Here is an 18,367-nt window from a genome sequence, read left to right on the forward strand (position 1 = left end):
TTACTCCGCGGGAACGCCGGAACCAACGCGGAAGAAACTCCGCTCCTGCGCCCGCTTTTCAGGTCTGTGGCGTGTCAATGCCAGAAGGAAACCGGCGGTCACGCATATCGCCATCATTGACGAACCACCATAGGAAATCAGCGGCAAGGTCATGCCCTTGGCAGGCATCAGTTCCAGATTGACGCCGATATTGATCATCGACTGCATGCCGATCTGCAGCACAAGGCCAGCCACGGCGAAGCGGCAGAAATCGTCCTTTTCCTTGAAGGCGTGCGACAGGCCGCGCAGCACGATGAAGGCGAAGATTGCGACGAGGAACATGCAGAAAACGATGCCGAATTCTTCCGCTGCAACCGAGAAGATGAAGTCGGTATGGCTATCGGGAATGATGCGCTTGACGATACCCTCACCCGGTCCGCGACCGAACCAGTCGCCGCGAATGATCGCTTCACGCGCCGTGTCCACCTGGAACGTATCGCCCTCACCCGTCCAGAAACGGTCGATACGGCCGGCCACGTGCGGCAGCATGAGGTAGGCGGAGATGATGCCGCCGACGCCGAGACCACCGAGCATGATGATCCAGAACCACGGCACACCCGCCATGAAGAACATGCCGCCCCAGACAACGGAAGTCAGGATCGTCTGGCCGAAGTCAGGCTGGGCGATGAGAAGTGCGGCCACGATTCCGAAGGTGATGATCGCAAAGAGATTGCCCGGAATTTCCGGATGGCGCGCCCGCTCTGCAAAAAGCCATGCGCAGACGATGACGAAAGCCGGCTTCATGAATTCCGACGGCTGAATCGAGAAAGTGCCGATGGAAATCCACCGCCGCGCGCCCTTCACCTCGATGCCGAAGAACAGTGCAAAGATCATCATCAGCAGCGAGGCGATCAGCATGATGACCGCCACGCGGCGCACCTGGCGCGGCGACAGGAAGGACAAGCCGACCATGATCGCCAGCGATGGCACCATGAACATGGCCTGACGCTCAACAAAAAAGAAGCTGTTGAGGCCGATACGCTCGGCAACGGCCGGCGACGCCGCGAAGGACAGCATCAGGCCGATGCCCATCAGCGCGATGAATGCCGCCAGAAAGAAACGGTCGATGGTCCAGAACCATTCCGCGACCGGACCGCGATCAACTCGGCTTACCATGGCCTTCAGCCCCCTTTTCCAGAGTGAACGAGCATCGTCATGCCATCGAGCGCCGCGACCTGCGCGACAAACGAATCACCTCTCACTTCAAAGTTCTTATATTGATCGAAACTTGCGCAAGCCGGGGACAACATCACGATATTGCCGGGCGTCGCGTCTTTTTCCGCATCCGCCGCCGCATGCTGCACGGCCTTGTCCAGGGTGCCGGATATTTCGTAGGGCACCGCTTCACCGAGCGTCGCTGCAAATTCCGCCGCCGCCTCGCCGATCAGATAAGCTTTTGCGATGCGCGGGAAAAGCGGTGAAAGGCTGGCAATCCCGCCGGCCTTCGGCAGACCGCCGGCGATCCAGTAAATGCGGTCAAAGCTCGAAAGCGCAGGTGCCGCCGCATCGGCATTGGTGGCCTTGCTGTCATTGACGAAGGTGACATTGCCGCGTCGGCCAACCGGCTGCATGCGATGCTTGAGGCCGGGGAAGGATTTGAGACCTGCACGAACTTCATCCTCGGAAACACCGACTGCAAGGCAGGCCGCAATTGCCGCCGCCGCATTTTGCGCATTGTGGCTGCCGCGAAGCGTCTGGATACCGTCGAGATCGACCAGTAACGACGAAGTTCCCCCATGCGCCCGCAGGATGCGGCTGCCCTCGGCATAAAGACCTTCGGAAACAACATTGCGCTTGGAAATGCGCTCGACCCTGACGCCGGCACGCTCAACGCGATCGGCAATCAGCGTCGAGTAGCTGTCATCGACACCGACAATCGCCGTGCCGCTGCCGGCAACAAGCCGTTCCTTGACGTCGGCATAGTGCTGCATCGTACCGTGCCGGTCGAGATGATCGGGGGTGAGATTGAGAAGAATGCCGGCTGTTGGATTGATCGTGGGCGCCAGGTCAATCTGGTAGGATGAGCACTCAACAACGTAGAAGCGTCCCGCCTTCGGCGGATCGAGGCTCAGTACCGCCGTACCGATATTGCCGCCAAGCTGCGTATCGCGACCAGCCGATTTCAGAATATGTGCGATCAGCGCCGTGGTGGTCGACTTGCCGTTGGTCCCGGTAATCGCAATGAAGGGGCAATCCGGCGCGTGCGCACGACGTTCACGGACAAAGAGCTCGATATCGCCGATGATCTCGACGCCGGAGGCTTTCGCCAGATCGACGGACCAGTGCGGCTTCGGATGCGTCAGCGGCACGCCCGGTGCCAGCACGAAGGAGGAGAAACTCGACCAGTCAATCGTGTGGAGATCCGCCGTCTTGATGCCCTCGGCCTCGGCCTTTGCAACGCTGTCAGGATTATCATCGAAAGCCACGACGTCGGCACCGCCGGCGACCAGCGCCCGGGCCGTGACAAGACCCGAACCGCCGAGCCCGAAAAGAGCGACTTTCTTACCCTTGAACGACGTGACCGGGATCATCGCTTACCTCAGCTTCAGGGTGGCGAGGCCAAGCAGCGCGAGGCCAACGGAAATGATCCAGAAACGGATGACCACCTGGCTTTCCGTCCAGCCCTTTTTCTCGAAATGGTGATGGATCGGCGCCATCAGGAAGACGCGCCTGCCGGTGCGCTTGAACCAGAAGACCTGGATGATGACCGACAGGGTTTCCATGACGAAGAGACCGCCGACGATGACCATGACGATCTCGTGCTTGGTGGCGACTGCGATGGAGCCGATCAGGCCACCCAGCGCGAGCGAACCCGTATCGCCCATGAAGATGGCGGCGGGCGGCGCATTGAACCACAGAAAACCGAGGCCGGCACCGATGACGGCGCCGACAATAACGGCGAGTTCACCCGTGCCGGGCACGAAATTGATCTGCAGGTAATTGGCAAAAACGGCGTTACCGGCGAGATAGGCGATCACACCGAAGGTGGCGGCCGCGATCATGACCGGCACGATGGCGAGACCATCAAGACCGTCGGTCAGGTTCACCGCATTACCCGCGCCGACGATGACGAAAGCACCGAAGAGCACGAAGAAATAACCGAGATTGATCACGAATTCCTTGAAAAAGGGAAAAGCGATGGAGCTGCCGAGCGTGCCGCCATGCGGCGCGGAAGCGAGCGCCATCTTCATCATGAAGAACACGGCAATCGCCGCGATCAGGAATTCGATGCCGAGACGAGCCTTGCCGGAAAAACCCTTGTCGCTCTGTTTCGTCACTTTCAGATAATCGTCATAGAAGCCGATGGCTCCGAAACCAAGCGTCACCATTAGAACGGCGACGACATAGACGTTCGACAGGTCGCCCCACAGAAGCGAACCGCCGAGAATGCCGGCGAGGATCATCAAGCCGCCCATGGTCGGGGTGCCGGCTTTCTTGAAATGCGTCTGCGGCCCATCGGCGCGAATCGGCTGGCCTTTGCCCTGGCGCACGCGCAGCGAATTGATGATGGCCGGTCCAAACAGGAAGACGATCAACGCAGAGGTGAACATCGCCGCCCCCGCCCGGAAGGTGATGTACCGGAACAGGTTGAAGATTTGAATTTTATCCGACAGTTCGACGAGCCAGATCAGCATAATTGCCCTTTCAAAAGGCTATTTCAGACTTGGCGTTCCGTCTCGGGGAATGCCGGATACTTGTCAAGCAGGGCGGCGACAATCTTGCCGAAACCAAGCCCAAGTGACGATTTTACCATCAGCGCGTCTCCCGGTTGCACCCATTGCAGGGCGAAATCGGTGAGTTCCGCCGTCGTCGGGAACCAGATGACGGTGACGCTGTCAGGCAGCGCGTCCCGCAAAGCGGCCATCGCCTCGCCTGCCAGCCACACATGTTCGATACCCGCCGCAAGCAATGGCCCGGCCAATTCCTCATGCAGTTGTGCCGAAAATTCGCCCATCTCCAGCATGTCGCCGAGGACGGCAACGCGACGGCCATGGCCCTGCGTCGGCGTTTCCGCCAGCACCGCGATCGACGCCCGCATGGAGGCAGGATTGGCGTTGTAGCTTTCATCGATCAGAAGGAAGGAGCCGCCGTTGATCTGCAGATGGTGGCGCTGGCCACGCCCCTTCACCGCCTCAAGCGATCCCAGCGCTTCGAAAGCGCGGTCGAGATTGGCGCCCGTGATCGCCACGGCGCCGAGCACCGCCATCGCATTGTCCGCAATGTGCCGGCCCGGAATGTTGAGATGCAGCTCGCTGGTTTCGCCGTTCAGGATCGCCCAGATCGTCGAGCCAGTCGTCGTGCTCTCGAAATCCGCGAGGCGGAAATCCGCCTTGGCATGCTGACCGAAGGTCAGGATGTGTTCGATGCCCTGCTCCTGCGCCGCCTCTTCAAGCTGCTCGAACTGGGCATTGTCACGATTGAGGATGACGGAACCGCCCTGCTCCACGCCCTCGAAAATCTCCGCCTTTGCGGCGGCGATCTCTTCGATGTTGTTGAAGTTGCCGAGATGGGCGGGCGCGATGGTGGTAATGATCGCCACATGCGGGCGGACCATCTTCACCAAAGGCCGGATTTCGCCGGAATGGTTCATGCCTATTTCGAACACGCCGAATTCAGTATCGGCGGGCATGCGGGCCAGCGTCAGCGGCACACCCCAATGGTTGTTGAAGGAAGCCACCGCCGCATGCACCCGGCCCGATGGCGCGAGCGCCTGCCGTAGCATTTCCTTCGTCGTCGTCTTGCCGACCGAGCCCGTCACCGCGATGATGCGCGCCGATGTTCTTTGACGCGCCGCGATGGCAAGCTTGCCAAGGGCTGCAAGAACATCTTCGACCACGATCATCGGCACCGTCAGGCGGCCGAGCGCTGGTAGCTTGGCTTCAGCAACGACCAGAAGTCCTGCCCCGTTGGCAACCGCGAAACTCGTATAGTCGTGACCGTCGACACGATCACCCTTGATGGCGAAGAAAGCTTCGCCCGGCTTCACCGTCCGGCTATCGATGGAAATGCCGGTGATTCCTGTCGGCAGATTGCCCACCGGGCGTCCTGCGGTGATGGCGATCATATCGGCGACTGTCCATAACCAGCTCAAATTTTCGATCCTTCCAGCGCTGCCAGTGCAGTGCGCACCTGTTCATGATCGGAAAAAGGCAGTGTCACGGAGCCAACGATCTGCCCTTCTTCATGCCCTTTGCCCGCGACGATCAGCGTATCGCCATGCGACAGCATCGATACCGCATGGCGGATCGCCTCGGACCTGTCGCCAATTTCCAGAGCGCCGGGCGCCGCCGCCATCACCTCGGAGCGGATCGTCGCCGCGTCTTCGGAGCGCGGATTGTCGTCCGTGACGATGACGATGTCGGAAAGACGGGTCGCGACCTCGCCCATGATCGGGCGTTTGCCCTTGTCGCGGTCGCCGCCGCAGCCGAAAACGGTGATGATGCGGCCGGAGGTGAAGGGCCGGACCGAGGTCAGCACGTTTTCCAGCGCATCGGGCTTATGGGCGTAATCCACATAGGCAAGCGCGCCGTTTTTCGTTTGTCCCACTAATTCGAGACGGCCGGCAGCGCCGACAAGCTTTTCGAGCGCCTTGAGCGCCGTTGCGGCGGGAACACCCGTCGACATGGCAAGACCGGCGGCAACAAGCGCATTGGCCACCTGGAAATCACCCGCGAGCGGGATATCGACTTCGTGGATGACGCCGTCATGATGCACTTCGATCATCTGCTTGTGGCGGAAATGCTCAACGCGCTTCAAAGCGAGATATTGCCCGTTCCGTCCGACGGTGCGGACATCGAGACCCGCTTCGCGCGCCGCATGAACCGCCTTGTCCGACCAAGGATCGTCGGCGAAGATCACGGCGGGAGCGCCTTTTTCCATCAGCGTATCGAAAAGCCGCATCTTCGCGGCCATGTAATCCTCGACGGTCGGATGATAATCCATATGGTCGCGGCCAAGATTGGTAAAGCCGGCGGCAGAAAGGTGCACGCCATCGAGGCGGCGCTGGTCAAGACCGTGGCTGGAAGCTTCCATCGCCGCGTGGGTGACGCCCTCGCTCGCAAGCTCGGCCAGAAGCGCATGCAGCGTCACCGGATCGGGCGTCGTCAGCGCGCCATAATCCTCCCGGCCGGGAGCGATGACACCGGTTGTGCCGATCTGGGCTGCGGCATGGCCGGCGAAAGCCCAGATCTGCCGCACGAAGGAGGCAACCGAGGTCTTTCCCGCGGTGCCAGTGACGGCGACCATGGTTTCCGGTTGTTTTCCGTAAAAGCGGGAGGCGGCAAGGGAGAGATAAAGGCGTGGGTCGGTCACGACCAGAACCGGCACTTCGGCTTCCACCGCGTGCCCGGAAACAACGGCAACGGCACCCTTGGCAACCGCATCCTTTACATAGGTCGCACCATCAGCCTTGGTGCCAGAAACCGCAACGAACAGGCTGCCCGGCGCAGCCTTGCGGCTGTCTGCGGTGATCCCCCCGATTTCGATCGCCCCGATCTCAGACAGGAGCAATTCTTTCAATTCCGGAAACGCATTTCCGGATATATCTCGCAAATTCATCGACTGTTTCCGTCTTGTCCCCCCGGCACGAATCGCCGGAACATCATAAGCTAACAATCAATAAGACACGAGCAAGGCCGAGCCATCCTTGCCGAACTTCGGCTTCACACCCAGCACCGCCGCCGTGCGGCTGATGATATCGTGCACCATGGGTGCTGCGGACGTGCCGGCGAGTGCCGCGCCATTGCCCTTGTCGGTCTTCGGTTCATCGATGAAGGACAGCACCACATATTGCGGATCATCCATCGGGAAAGCCGACAGGAAGGCGTTGAAGTTCTTGTCGTGCACATAACGGCCGTTGACGACCTTATCGGCCGTGCCGGTCTTGCCGCCGACGTTGAACCCATCGACGCGCGCATTTCGGCCTGAACCGTTGACGCCGTTCCATTCGAAGAGGAAGCGCATATCCTTGCTGGCGCTGGGTTTCAGCACCTGCTTTGCCACCTGATCCGCCTGTTCACGGGTGCGCGGCAGGAAGGTCGGCTCGATGAGTTTGCCGCCATTGACGAGTGCCGCACCGGCAACCGCCGTCTGCAGCGGTGTGGTTGAAACGCCGTGGCCGAAGGAGATGGTGATGGAGTTGATCTTCTTCCACTCACGCGGCTGCGAAGGCAGCGCCACTTCAGGCAGTTCGGTCTGCATGCGGGTGAGAAGACCAAGCCGCGTCAGGAATTCCTTGTGCCCTTCGGTGCCAACGGTATCGGCAATCTTGGCCGTACCGATATTGGACGAAAACTGGAAGATTTCCGGCACTGAGAGCATGCGGCCCTTGCCGTGGAAGTCTTTGATGGTGAAGCCGCCGATGCGGATCGGGTAACGCGCGTCGAACATATCACCGAGGCGGACGCGGCCCGAATCAAGACCCATGGCAATGGTGAAGGATTTGAAGGTGGAGCCCATTTCGAACGTGCCGTTCGACATGCGGTTGAGCCAGCCTTCTTTCGCGCCTTCGGCCGGGTTGTTCGGATCGTAATCCGGCACCGAGGCCATGGCCAGCACTTCGCCGGTATGCACATCCAGAACCACGGCACCGGCGCCGATCGCCTGGAACTTGGTGATGGCCGAAGTCACGACTTCGCGCACGATGGACTGCACGCGCAGGTCGATGGAAAGCTTCACAGGCTCGAGCGGCTGATCGCTCGTCATGCCGAGCGCCGTGAGATCGGCAAGACCCTGGCTGTCGACGTAACGCTCCATGCCGGCAACACCGCGGTTGTCGATATTAACGTGACCGACGACATGCGCTGCGGTCGGCCCGCCGGGATAGAAGCGGCGTTTTTCCGGACGGAAGCCGATGCCGGGAATGCCGAGCGCGAGAATCTGGCTCTGCTGCTTCGGCGTCAACTGGCGGCGCAGCCACTGGAACCGCGAATTGGAGGAGAGCTTCTGATAGGTCGTGCGCTGGTCGAGATCCGGCAGGACGGTGCGCAGCTTTTCGATGGCCTCGTCAATATCGACGATACGATGGGGCTCGGCAAACAGCGAGACGGTGCGGATATCGGTGGCCAGCACCTCGCCGTTACGGTCGAGAAGATCAGGGCGCGACGCCATCAGCCTGTCGGCTGGCGCGATACTCGACACCGTCTCCTGCTCTGCCATGCCATATTGCACCAGACGGCCGCCGACGACGGCGTAAAAGGCGACAAAACCAAAAATGAGAAGGCCGACGCGGCTTTTCGCCTGCGCCGCGCGCTTCTTGCGCGCGCCTTCAAACGCCGCATGATCGGTGTGGATGCCGGTCGTGCTGGCGGAAAAGTGAGCCTTGCTCTTCAAAACCATGGCGCGGGAGAGAAAAGACATCAGCGGTTCACCGATCCTGTTATCGTGTCGTCCATGTCGGTTTCATCACCGGCGGTGGCGGAGGCAACGGGCACGGGTGCCGGTGCCGGGCGAGAAACACGGGCACGCGGCGTAGGCACCGGCACGCCGTTGACGGCAATCTGGCCTGCCGGCGGTGATTTTGGCTTGGAAGCGCCACCCAGCGTCGCGCCGGGTTTGGAGCCATTGACGGCAGCGGCGATGACATCCTCGACGCTCATGCCTTCAGGCTCGGGAGGCTGCGGCAATTGCGAACGCAGCATCGGCAGCTCGCGCGGCTGCGCCAGTTGCGTCGGCAGTGTCGGCGAAAGACCGAGTTCCGTTTGATAGGCATTGACGAGACGGTGCAGACGGTTCGGCTGCGTCAGCAGCGCCCAGTCAGCGCGCAGGAGATCGATTGTATCCTTCTCAAGCTTGATTTCCGCCTCCAGCTTGCGGACCTCCTCAAGCTTGAGATCGGCCTTGTGCTTGATCGAATAGGTCACGACCGCCGCAGCGACCATGACCCCCATCAAGATGACATCGAAAGTGCGCAGCATATCAGCCTCCCATCTTTTCAAGGCTGGCGAGATCGGGAAGCTCGAATATCGAGAAATCCGCAGCGCGCGCCGGTGCCGTGGTGCGCAGGCCAGCGCGGAGCTTGGCCGAACGGGCCCGCGGATTAAGCTCCGCCTCCTCGTCGCTGGCAGCAATCATCGGCTTCCCGATATTCTCGAAAATGGAGGGCTTGTCCTCCACCATCGGCAGATGCCGGGAACCGGCTGCCTTGCCCGAACGGTCGGAGAAGAATTTCTTGACGATACGGTCTTCCAGCGAATGGAAGGTGACGACGACCAGCCGACCGCCGGGCTTCAGAACCTGCTCGGCGGCAAACAATGCCTGCGCCAGCTCACCCAGCTCATCATTGACGAAAACACGCAGCGCCTGGAACACCCGCGTTGCCGGATGAATCTTGTCCTTGGCTTTCCGTGGCGTGACGATCTCGATCAGGCCCGCCAGATCGCGGGTGGTGCGGAAAGGCTCTTCCGCTCTCCTCTTCTCGATAGCGCGGGCAATGCGACCCGGCTGCTTTTCTTCCCCGAGAAAACCGAAGATGCGGATGAGATCACCAACCTTGGCGCGGTTGACGACATCGGCTGCCGAAACGCCGGAAGCGGACATGCGCATGTCGAGCGGGCCGTTCTTCTGGAAGGAAAAACCGCGCTCGGCCTCGTCGATCTGCATGGAGGATACGCCGATATCGAGAACGACGCCATCAAGGCCGCCCTCGGGCGCATGTTTCGCGAGATCGGAAAATTGCGACTGGATGAGTGAAAGCCGGCCGCCATTGGCTGCGACCATTGCCTGACCGCCGGAGATCGCCGTTGGATCGCGGTCTAGTGCGATGACATTTGCGCCGCGATCGAGAATGGCCTGGGTATAGCCGCCGGCGCCGAAAGTGCCATCCAGAATAATTTTGCCGGGGGCGGGTTCAAGCGCGCTGATGACTTCACGAAGCAGCACGGGGATATGGCGCTGAGGTCCGCCATCGGCATCAGAAGATCGTCCGCCAGAATTCGCCGCCATTGAGTGTCCCCGTCCTAGGCGGGGCGAGCAGCCGAAAAACCGCGCCCCGCTCTTGCTTCCGCCTGCGCCGCCAAAAACGCATCCGGTTGCCAAAGCTGAAAATGATCCGCTCGTCCGACGAAGGTGACCTCGGTAGTGATGCCGGTGAATTCCCGCACAAAATCCGTCACCATCAATCGACCTTCCTGGTCGAGCTTCATGAAAACACCGCCGCCGTGAACCAGCAGCGACATTGCGTTCGCTTCCGGCGAGAAGGCATCCATGGACGCAATCTGCCGCTCGTAGCGCTCCAGCAGATCCGGACCGCCGACACTGATTGCCGGAAACGCAAAATCCTGGAGACAATAAAGCTCCTGAATGCCGCGCTTGGCCAGCACCGAACGAAACGGAGACGGAACCGAAACGCGCCCCTTGGCGTCGATCCTGTTCGTCACGTTCGATAAAAAGCGGTCCATTACTCAACTCGCCAAAACCGCATGCCGCAAAGCGATTCATCCGCCCCGCAGCCGACACCGGTACGCACGACACATCGCCAAGCGCCAGGGCGACATGCCCTGCAGCAGCCCCTTGCAGGCTCCTCACTCGTTTCAGCGATTGCGGGTCAAAAACACGACCCAATGTGGTGTGCATTTGGGATACCATGGGACACTATGGGCGTCAATGGGATGAAGCCGGCACGATACCGCCTTCGCATCGGAAATTCATAAGCCGTTAAGTTTAACGAATGGTTTACTTTGCGCGCAGCAACCCGCTTTCACGACGCAAAAATGCATCATGGAAAAATCTATTTTCTTTTATGAAACAACAGGATGTCTTCATCCCGCCAAAATTTCCGCCCTCGAAGCCTAAGAGGAAATTCGCCAGTTGGCCTGTAAGCCGGGTTCTGTATGGCCCCGGTTTGACCCGGAACGTGGCAGCCATTCATCTGGGACGGCATTTGCATGCCGCCTCGCGCAACCCACCCGGATGACGGGCCCGGAAACCGGCTGTGAACGGGCTTTCGCCCGCCCCGTGTCATCCCTATTCGGTCTTGCTCCCGGTGGGGTTTACCTTGCCGCCGCTGTTACCAGAAGCGCGGTGGGCTCTTACCCCACCCTTTCACCCTTACCATGCGATGCATGGCGGTTTGCTCTCTGTGGCACTTTCCCTGGGGTCGCCCCCGCCGGACGTTATCCGGCACCGTATTTCCGTGGAGCCCGGACTTTCCTCACCTTACCGTCTTTCGACATTGGTAAAGCGCGGCTGCCCGGCCAACTGGCATGGGCTGCATAACCATGTTCCGCAGCGAAAGCCACCGAAAAGCGACGGCCAAGATTAAAGAAATGCGGGTTTGAAATCCGTCGAGAAAGCACCGTCGGCGATTTCTCCGTCTCGTAGCAGCAACGCGCCAAGCCGTCCGATCTCATCGGAGCTCTTGGCCGCCGTGCCGTTACCACCGGTCAGAACGGCGCTGCGCGGCGAGGCTGTGAAACCAATGGCGGGATAACCGCTGCCGGTTTTGGAGACGACACAGGCGGCCATCGAGACACGCGAGAGATCGATGGCAGGCACCAGCGTTCCGACGATGTCAGCGAGATGATCCCGCACGCTTTCACGTCCGCCGGAACGGAACCATTCCCGGATTTCCGGATCACTGCCGAGCCGCTTGTCATCGGGATCGCCGCCAATCTTCAGGTAGAATTTGCCATCGGGATAGCGGACCGGCGGCAGAAGATAGATATGTTTTGTCGTATCGCGCGGCTCGTAGATCAGCGACGGCATGCCGGCATATTGATCCAGATCACCCTCATCTATTTCAAAGAAAGCAACGGTGCGGGCATAGACATCCAGCGCTACCGGCTGGGGCAACAGATCTTTGGTAATCGAGAAGCCGCCGGCCGCCACCAACACCCGGTCTGCGGTGTAAACCGCACCTGATGCCGTATGAACCGATGCCCGGCCACTTTCTTCCCGCGTGGAAACAACGATATCGTCGATCAGCGTAACACCCGCCTTTTCCGCCAGTATGGTCTGTGCTTTCACCAGCGCGCGGGGATTGACGTAACCGGCATTATCCCTCTCGAAGACGCCTTCGCAGCTCTGTTCGAAGGAGAAATAGGGAAAGCGGCTTTTCAGGCTCTGGTCATCCAGGAGTTCCGTGGAAACCCCGAGCCGAGCAGCCGCCTTCAGAACATCATCGACAAAGGGATTGGCGCCGCCCCGCTCAGGTCCAACCATCAGGCAGCCGACCGGCGCGTAAAACTCGACACCGCTGCGTGTCGCAATATCGCCATAACGTGCAATGGAACGGTTAGCGAGCAACGCCCAGTCGGCATCGCCATCGATGGTGCGGGTAATCCGCGCCTCGTCATAATGGCTGGCGAACACACCCTGATGCGATTTGATGTCGGCAGGTTCACCGGGACCGATCAGCGCGACGCCATCCACTGTTTCGGCCAGATGACGGGCGGCGGCGGCACCCATCATGCCGCGGCCCACGACGATATATTTGAAATGTCCCGACATGCCGCCCCTCTTTACCCGCTCACTTCCGTCGAAACCTTTTAGCCGCTTCGCCCGAAAATGTCAGACGAAAACCGGGGCCATTTCGGCGGCGAACTCATCCTCTGCCAGCTGACCGTTCAAAAGCAGCACGGCTCCCAGCCGTCCGATTTCGTCCGAAGATTTGGCGGAAACGAAATTGCCGCCGGTCAGAACCGCGATGTTGGAAGATTGCGTATAGCCGATGTAGGGATAGCCGCTGCGGGTGATGGAGGCGACACAAGAGCCGGAGGTCACGGGGCAGCCGGCAAGCTCCGGCATCAGTGATAGCGCCCGCTTCTTCAAAAACTCCACCTCCTCAGGCGTGCCGTCCGAATGGAACCAGCCAACCGCGTCAGCCAGCGTTTCCAGCCTGCCCTTCTCGCTCTCGCCGCCGATCTTCAGATAGACCTTGCCGTCGGGATAACGCACCGGCGGCAGGATGTAGACGATGTCGTCCTCGGTTTCCGCGAGGACGATGGTGGATGGCATCGCTCCAAACAGGGCCTGCCTTGCCTCATCCAACTCGAAAAACACGATGGTTCGGCCCGTTGCCGCCATATCGACCGACGATGGAAGAAGTTCTGCCATGTTGGTAAAACCGCCGGCGGCTACGATGACCTTTTCGGCGGTGTGGATGGCCCCTTCGCGGGTCGAAACCTCAACGCCGCGGGAGGTATCGCGAATATGCGCCACCGTCTCGCGCAGCAACCGTGCGCCCTGCGCTTCCGCGATGGCGCACTGCGCTTTCACCAGGGCGCGTGGATTGACGTGACCGGCATTCCGCGCCTCGAAATAACCGCCGTGATCGGCTGGCAGGGAGAACATCGGGAACCGGTCGGCAAGCACATCATGGCCCAGCGTCTCTACGCCAAGGCCTAGACGGTCGGCCGAGGAAAGGGCGCGCGAGACATAATCACCGGCAAGACCCTTGCCGTTGCCGGTGAACAGGCAGCCCGCTTCGGTGAAAAAGCGGATGCCGCTCTTAGCCTCGATCTCGTCATAACGGTGGATGGAACGTTGCGCCAGTTCCGCCCAGACGGGATCGCCGTCAAACCCGCGAGTGATGCGCGCCTCGTCGTAATGGCTTGAGAACACGCCTTTATGGGTCTTGGGATCGGCGGGTTCACCCGGGCCGATCAGCACCACGCCATCCGTTTGCACTGAGAGATGCCGCGCCGCAGCCGCTCCCATCATCCCGGCCCCGACGACGATATATTTGAAATCCGGCATGTCATGCTCCGTATCAGCTTTGCTTCTGACTACAGCATGCCGGGTGGAAGCGGAATCGCTTTTCGCAATTTCTCAGACGATGGAGGCCTCAGCCGGCCAGCAGCGCCTGCACCTTGCCGCAATAACGCTTGGAGACCGGGTTCATGCGGGTAGCGCCATGGCCGGCATTGTACCGCAGGATCGTGCTGCAAACCTGACCGCCGCCCAACTGATGCGCCGTCGCCAGATATTGCATGCCCCAGCGAATGTTGGTCTCGGGATCGTACAGCGCCTTGGTCGTGCCGCGATAGCCCATCATCCGCGCCGTCGCCGGCTTGATCTGCATCAGCCCGACTTCGCCGGCGCTGCCACGAGCCTTGGGGTTGAACTTGCTTTCAACCGAAACCACGGCATGCGCCAGATTGGTGGGAACGCCATAACGCTTGGCATATTTGACGATCAGATCGGAATAATCGTTCCTGAGCGAAGAAGGCAGGCTCTTTTCTGGCATGGGATAACCGGGCTTGCGGAAGAAATTCTCCAGCGTCACGGTTTTGGTCTTCACGTCTTCATCTTTGGCAAAAGCAATCCCCGCCTGCGAAGCGAGTACAGCAATACCCACTACGACAGCAACAACAACCCTGTTCATATGTAGAAAAAGTCTCCAGATCGGAGGACCGGAACAGTGAATCGGCACAATTAGTCAACACCCGGAAAGTCGATCGCGACTCTCCGCTGTCCGGTCTCCTTGATTGATATTGACGGCAGGTTCCCCTGAAGAACGTCACCGCATACAGTGCTGTTCTTAAACTTCCTCAATGCGGATTAACTGTGGCAACCCAAAAAAAGCGACTTGCGGAGCGCGGCAAACCGGGATTCGTTTTCCAGAAACTGCGTTCAGGCGACCGAAAATTTCGGCAGGTTGGCGATCAGCCGGTGCAGGGTGTCAATGGTGGAAAAATCCGCAATGCCATCCACCAGTGCGGGCCGGAAATGCCTCTGGAACGCCGCCACGGCGCCCTCGGTTTTTTCACAATAATTGCCCGTTATTTCAACGCCGTAACCATAGATGGACAGCATCGACTGCAGCGCTTCGACGGGCTGGCCATGGTCGCCGCGCTGGAAAAAACGCCCGCCGCGGATTGGCGCGGGTTCAACCCAATGGCCGACACCGTGCTGCGACAGGATGTCCCACGGGAATTTTTCGCCCGGATCGACCTTGCGGATCGGCGCCACGTCCGAGTGGGCAAGCACCCTTTCAGGGGCGATATGCCACCGCTGGCCGCAATCGCGACATAATTCGATGACGGCTTCCACCTGCTCCATGGGGAATTCCGGCAGCCCGCCGGGATGACCCTGATTGGCGATTTCGATGCCGATGGAGCGGGAGTTGATGTCCTCGTCCCCGGCCCAGGAGCTTTTTCCCGCGTGCCATGCACGGCGGGTTTCCGGCACAAGCTGGACGATGCGCCCGTCTTCGAAAACAAAGTAGTGGCTCGATACCTGGCTTTCGGGATTGCAGAGCCACGACAGAGCGCCATCGGCTGTAGTCATGCCGGTATAATGAAGAAGAATGATATCGGGACCGGGCACGCCGATCCTCTCGCCGTGATTAGGCGAAGGCGCAACAGTTGCGCCCCCGAAATCCGGGGTAAAATCCGGCAGACATTCACTCATGCGACGCGGCGTTCTTTCTCGATGGCCGCATAGGCGGCGTTGAGAGCCGCCATACGCTCATTCGCAGCCGCATGCAATTCCATGGGAACGCCACGGGCGATGAGCTTGTCGGGATGATGCTCCGCCACCAGCGAACGGTAACGCTTGCGGATATCCAGGAAGTCGTCGGACGGCGAAACACCGAGCACGCGGTAGGGATCGCGCCCATCCATATGCACATGCCGCGCCATGATCGTTTCGAAATGATCTTCGGTGATATGGAAGATTTCCGCGATACGGCCGAGGAAGGCGAGCTCACGCTCGTGGATCAGGCCATCCGCCTTGGCGATATGAAAAAGGCCGTCGATGACGCTTTCCAGCATCTCGCAATTATCGTGACCGGAACCGCAAAGACCGGCCAGCCGCTCCGCATAGGCTTCGTAACCCGCAACGTCCTGACGTGCGAGGTTATAAAGACGGGCAACGTTTTTGGCTTCTTCTTCCGGAAAATCGAAAATCTGCCTGAAGGCCCGCACCTCGGCATCGTTGACGATGCCGTCGGCCTTCGCCATCTTGGCGGAAAGCGCGATAATGGCCACGGAAAAAGAGACCTTGCGGCGCGTTTCCGGATCACCTTCGAACAGGGTGCGGATGGCTTCCACCACGCGACCAAGCGCGTTGCCTGCCGCGTCGCCGATTGCGCCGAGCAGCCGTTCCCACAGGGATGAAATTTGCAAACAGGCGAAATCGAACATCATGACCGCAAGCATGACGGGATATTGCCGCGAATGCAATATCCACAGCGGGTAAGCGGCATTAACTTTTATTCATCTTTGCGACAGTTTTGCTTCAGGAACAAGATAGCGGGGTGAACGGAACTCCGAGTTTTCCACAGGGCACTGGGCCCGTGTCCGCAATGGGCCTATTGAAACGATTATATTTGCCCGGTCAGGTCAAGCCGCTGAAAAAGCGCGAGAAATCGGCGTTTTTCTTGATAATTTCACTTTACACCTACACGCGGCTGTCGCATCCATTTGCCAGACATGTCCAGACATGTGTTTGAGTATACGCAAAAGGAGAGCCATGATGGCCAAACAGAAAGTCGCAATGCTGACCGCGGGTGGCCTTGCGCCCTGTCTCTCTTCGACCGTGGGCGGCCTGATCGAACGATACAGCGATATAGCGCCTGAGATCGACATCATCGCTTATCGCTCCGGTTATCAGGGCGTGCTTCTGGGTGATCGCATCGAAATCAGCAAAGACATGCGGGAAAAGGCGCATCTGCTGCATCGTTACGGCGGCTCGCCGATCGGCAACAGCCGCGTCAAGCTTACCAACGCCGCCGATTGCGCCAAGCGCGGCCTCGTCAAGGAAGGCGATAATCCGCTTCGTGTCGCTGCCGAGCGGCTGGCGGCTGACGGCGTCACCATTCTTCATACCATCGGCGGTGACGACACCAATACGACCGCAGCGGACCTCGCCGCCTATCTCGGCGCCAACGGCTACGACCTCACCGTCGTCGGTCTGCCGAAGACGGTGGACAATGACGTGGTTCCGATCAAGCAGTCGCTTGGCGCCTGGACGGCCGCCGAAGTCGGCGCGTCCTTCTTCGACAATGTCAGCAACGAGCAGAGCGCAGCCCCCAAAACCTTCGTTATCCACGAAGTCATGGGCCGCCATTGCGGCTGGCTGACGGCGGCCACCGCCCGTGCCTATATCCAGAAGACCAACGGCAACGAATATGTCGAAGGCCTGATGATGAACACGCAGATGAAGAACATCGACGGCATCTACCTGCCGGAAATGGCCTTCGACATCGAAGCGGAAGCCGAGCGCCTGAAGGAAATCATGGACAGACACGGCTACGTCACGCTGTTCGTCTCCGAAGGTGCCGGCCTCGATTCCATCGTCGCTGAACGCGAGGCTTCCGGCGAAGCGGTAAAGCGCGATGCCTTCGGCCATGTGAAGATCGACACGATCAATGTCGGCGGCTGGTTCCAGAAGCAGTTTGCCAGCCTCATCGGCGCAGAACGCTCCATGGTGCAGAAATCAGGCTATTTCGCCCGCTCTGCCCCCGCCAATGGCGACGATCTGCGCCTCATCCAGGGCATGGTCGATCTCGCCGTGGAAAGCGCACTCAACAAGGTCTCCGGTGTCACCGGCCACGACGAAGACCAGAATGGCAAATTGCGGACCATCGAATTTCCGCGTATCAAGGGCGGAAAGCATTTCGACCTCTCTGCCAAATGGTTTACCGAAGTGATGGAACATGTCGGTCAGCCGTTCACAGCGGCCTGATTTTACGGTAGGCTAAAATAAGACGGCGACAGGGAGGGCAAGGAGGAAGAGAATGTCTGGACAGGCCTGGCTGATTTTCTGCGCAGCATGTGCCGTGGTGTTCGCACTCCCCTCTCCCCTTGTATTTTCTGTCGCCTCTTATGCCGCCATCCGTGGCAAAAAGACGCTTTTGGCTTCCGTCAGCGGCGGCGCTCTCGGTATCGTAACCGCCATGACGATTTCAGCCATTCCTGTGGCCGGCTTTGCCTATATGCCGCAGTCTTTCGTGGAAATCGTGCAATGGGCCGGGCTCGGTTGGCTGATGCTGTTTTTCCTGTGGACTTTCGCCACTCCCGCCGCCCAGGCGGCCAATGCCGATAATGACAATCTGGCTGGCAAGTCCGGGAGCGGAACGTTCCGCGATTGTTACGCAACCGCCGCCCTGAGACCGCGCTATTTCACCTTCTTCCTGGCGCTGTTGCCGCAATTCATCTCCACCACCGGCAATGCGGTAGAGACGTTTGCCGTGGCGCAGGCCGCAGTCCTGCTTCTGGCTCTGGCCATTCTCATCGTGCAGGGGCTGTTTCCCGAATCGACTCTGGCACTGGTGCGGCGCATGTCTGGCGACAAGAAAATCCGCCAGAAGTACCGCACGCACTTCATTTCGGGCCGCGCGGTCAGCGCCGGATACAGGCGCATCGCGGCCTGAAACACTGCAAGT

At 59.8% G+C, this 18,367-nt stretch carries 16 protein-coding genes and 1 other RNA gene; 2 read left to right on the plus strand and 15 right to left on the minus strand.

The window, feature by feature from the left end:
• From ftsW to HQN82_RS08315, 15 genes are all read right to left on the minus strand, one after another.
• Positions 1–1,155 carry a putative lipid II flippase FtsW gene (gene ftsW, locus HQN82_RS08245; protein ID WP_004442795.1) on the minus strand — a complete coding sequence of 385 codons (1,155 nt, stop codon included), beginning with the start codon at positions 1,153–1,155 and terminating at the stop codon, positions 1–3.
• 5 nt (positions 1,156–1,160) lie between these two features.
• Positions 1,161–2,570: a UDP-N-acetylmuramoyl-L-alanine--D-glutamate ligase gene (gene murD / locus HQN82_RS08250; protein WP_173614746.1), complete on the minus strand. Its 1,410-nt coding sequence runs from the start codon at positions 2,568–2,570 to the stop codon at positions 1,161–1,163.
• Between the two features lie 3 nt (positions 2,571–2,573).
• Complete coding sequence (gene mraY, locus HQN82_RS08255; RefSeq protein ID WP_003522196.1) at positions 2,574–3,674, minus strand: phospho-N-acetylmuramoyl-pentapeptide-transferase; 1,101 nt, start codon at positions 3,672–3,674, stop codon at positions 2,574–2,576.
• A gap of 23 nt (positions 3,675–3,697) precedes the next feature.
• The gene (locus tag HQN82_RS08260) at positions 3,698–5,131 is read right to left on the minus strand and encodes a UDP-N-acetylmuramoylalanyl-D-glutamyl-2,6-diaminopimelate--D-alanyl-D-alanine ligase (RefSeq protein WP_004442800.1); all 1,434 of its coding nucleotides are present in this window, start codon (positions 5,129–5,131) and stop codon (positions 3,698–3,700) included.
• Positions 5,128–6,597: a UDP-N-acetylmuramoyl-L-alanyl-D-glutamate--2,6-diaminopimelate ligase gene (locus HQN82_RS08265; RefSeq protein WP_108081445.1), complete on the minus strand. Its 1,470-nt coding sequence runs from the start codon at positions 6,595–6,597 to the stop codon at positions 5,128–5,130. Before HQN82_RS08265 ends, HQN82_RS08260 begins: the two co-directional genes overlap by 4 nt.
• 57 nt (positions 6,598–6,654) lie before the next feature.
• Positions 6,655–8,397: a peptidoglycan D,D-transpeptidase FtsI family protein gene (locus HQN82_RS08270; RefSeq protein WP_112766570.1), complete on the minus strand. Its 1,743-nt coding sequence runs from the start codon at positions 8,395–8,397 to the stop codon at positions 6,655–6,657.
• Positions 8,397–8,954, minus strand: coding sequence for a cell division protein FtsL (gene ftsL, locus HQN82_RS08275; protein WP_004442805.1), 558 nt, complete (start codon positions 8,952–8,954; stop codon positions 8,397–8,399). Before ftsL ends, HQN82_RS08270 begins: the two co-directional genes overlap by 1 nt.
• A gap of 1 nt (position 8,955) precedes the next feature.
• Positions 8,956–9,981 carry a 16S rRNA (cytosine(1402)-N(4))-methyltransferase RsmH gene (gene rsmH, locus HQN82_RS08280; RefSeq protein ID WP_022556601.1) on the minus strand — a complete coding sequence of 342 codons (1,026 nt, stop codon included), beginning with the start codon at positions 9,979–9,981 and terminating at the stop codon, positions 8,956–8,958.
• 14 nt (positions 9,982–9,995) lie between these two features.
• Entirely contained in the window at positions 9,996–10,436 is a 441-nt protein-coding gene (gene mraZ, locus HQN82_RS08285; protein ID WP_022556602.1) for a division/cell wall cluster transcriptional repressor MraZ, read from the minus strand.
• Between the two features lie 401 nt (positions 10,437–10,837).
• Positions 10,838–11,239, minus strand: an RNA gene (rnpB, locus tag HQN82_RS08290) — RNase P RNA component class A.
• A gap of 56 nt (positions 11,240–11,295) precedes the next feature.
• On the minus strand, positions 11,296–12,486 hold the full coding sequence (locus HQN82_RS08295) for an NAD(P)/FAD-dependent oxidoreductase (protein ID WP_173614747.1): 1,191 nt from the start codon (positions 12,484–12,486) through the stop codon (positions 11,296–11,298).
• Between the two features lie 60 nt (positions 12,487–12,546).
• Positions 12,547–13,734 carry an FAD-dependent oxidoreductase gene (locus HQN82_RS08300; protein ID WP_112766572.1) on the minus strand — a complete coding sequence of 396 codons (1,188 nt, stop codon included), beginning with the start codon at positions 13,732–13,734 and terminating at the stop codon, positions 12,547–12,549.
• Positions 13,735–13,822: 88 nt separating this feature from the next.
• A complete protein-coding gene (locus tag HQN82_RS08305; RefSeq protein ID WP_004442810.1) occupies positions 13,823–14,362 on the minus strand; it encodes a lytic transglycosylase domain-containing protein in 540 nt (179 codons plus the stop codon).
• Positions 14,363–14,610: 248 nt separating this feature from the next.
• Positions 14,611–15,390 carry an N-acetylmuramoyl-L-alanine amidase gene (locus HQN82_RS08310; RefSeq protein WP_072494644.1) on the minus strand — a complete coding sequence of 260 codons (780 nt, stop codon included), beginning with the start codon at positions 15,388–15,390 and terminating at the stop codon, positions 14,611–14,613.
• Complete coding sequence (locus HQN82_RS08315; RefSeq protein WP_034498855.1) at positions 15,387–16,127, minus strand: J domain-containing protein; 741 nt, start codon at positions 16,125–16,127, stop codon at positions 15,387–15,389. Before HQN82_RS08315 ends, HQN82_RS08310 begins: the two co-directional genes overlap by 4 nt.
• A gap of 328 nt (positions 16,128–16,455) precedes the next feature.
• Between HQN82_RS08315 and HQN82_RS08320 the strand changes: the two genes are divergently transcribed.
• Both HQN82_RS08320 and HQN82_RS08325 read left to right on the plus strand, forming a co-directional pair.
• Positions 16,456–17,667, plus strand: a complete 1,212-nt coding sequence (locus HQN82_RS08320) for a pyrophosphate--fructose-6-phosphate 1-phosphotransferase (RefSeq protein WP_112766677.1) — start codon at positions 16,456–16,458, stop codon at positions 17,665–17,667.
• A 52-nt stretch (positions 17,668–17,719) separates the two neighbouring features.
• Positions 17,720–18,355 (plus strand): LysE family translocator, encoded by a 636-nt coding sequence (locus tag HQN82_RS08325; RefSeq protein WP_022556608.1) that lies wholly within the window; start codon positions 17,720–17,722, stop codon positions 18,353–18,355.
• Positions 18,356–18,367 lie beyond the last annotated feature (12 nt).

It is taken from the genome of Agrobacterium pusense, assembly GCF_013285525.1.
In the GTDB taxonomy this organism is placed as follows: domain Bacteria; phylum Pseudomonadota; class Alphaproteobacteria; order Rhizobiales; family Rhizobiaceae; genus Agrobacterium; species Agrobacterium pusense.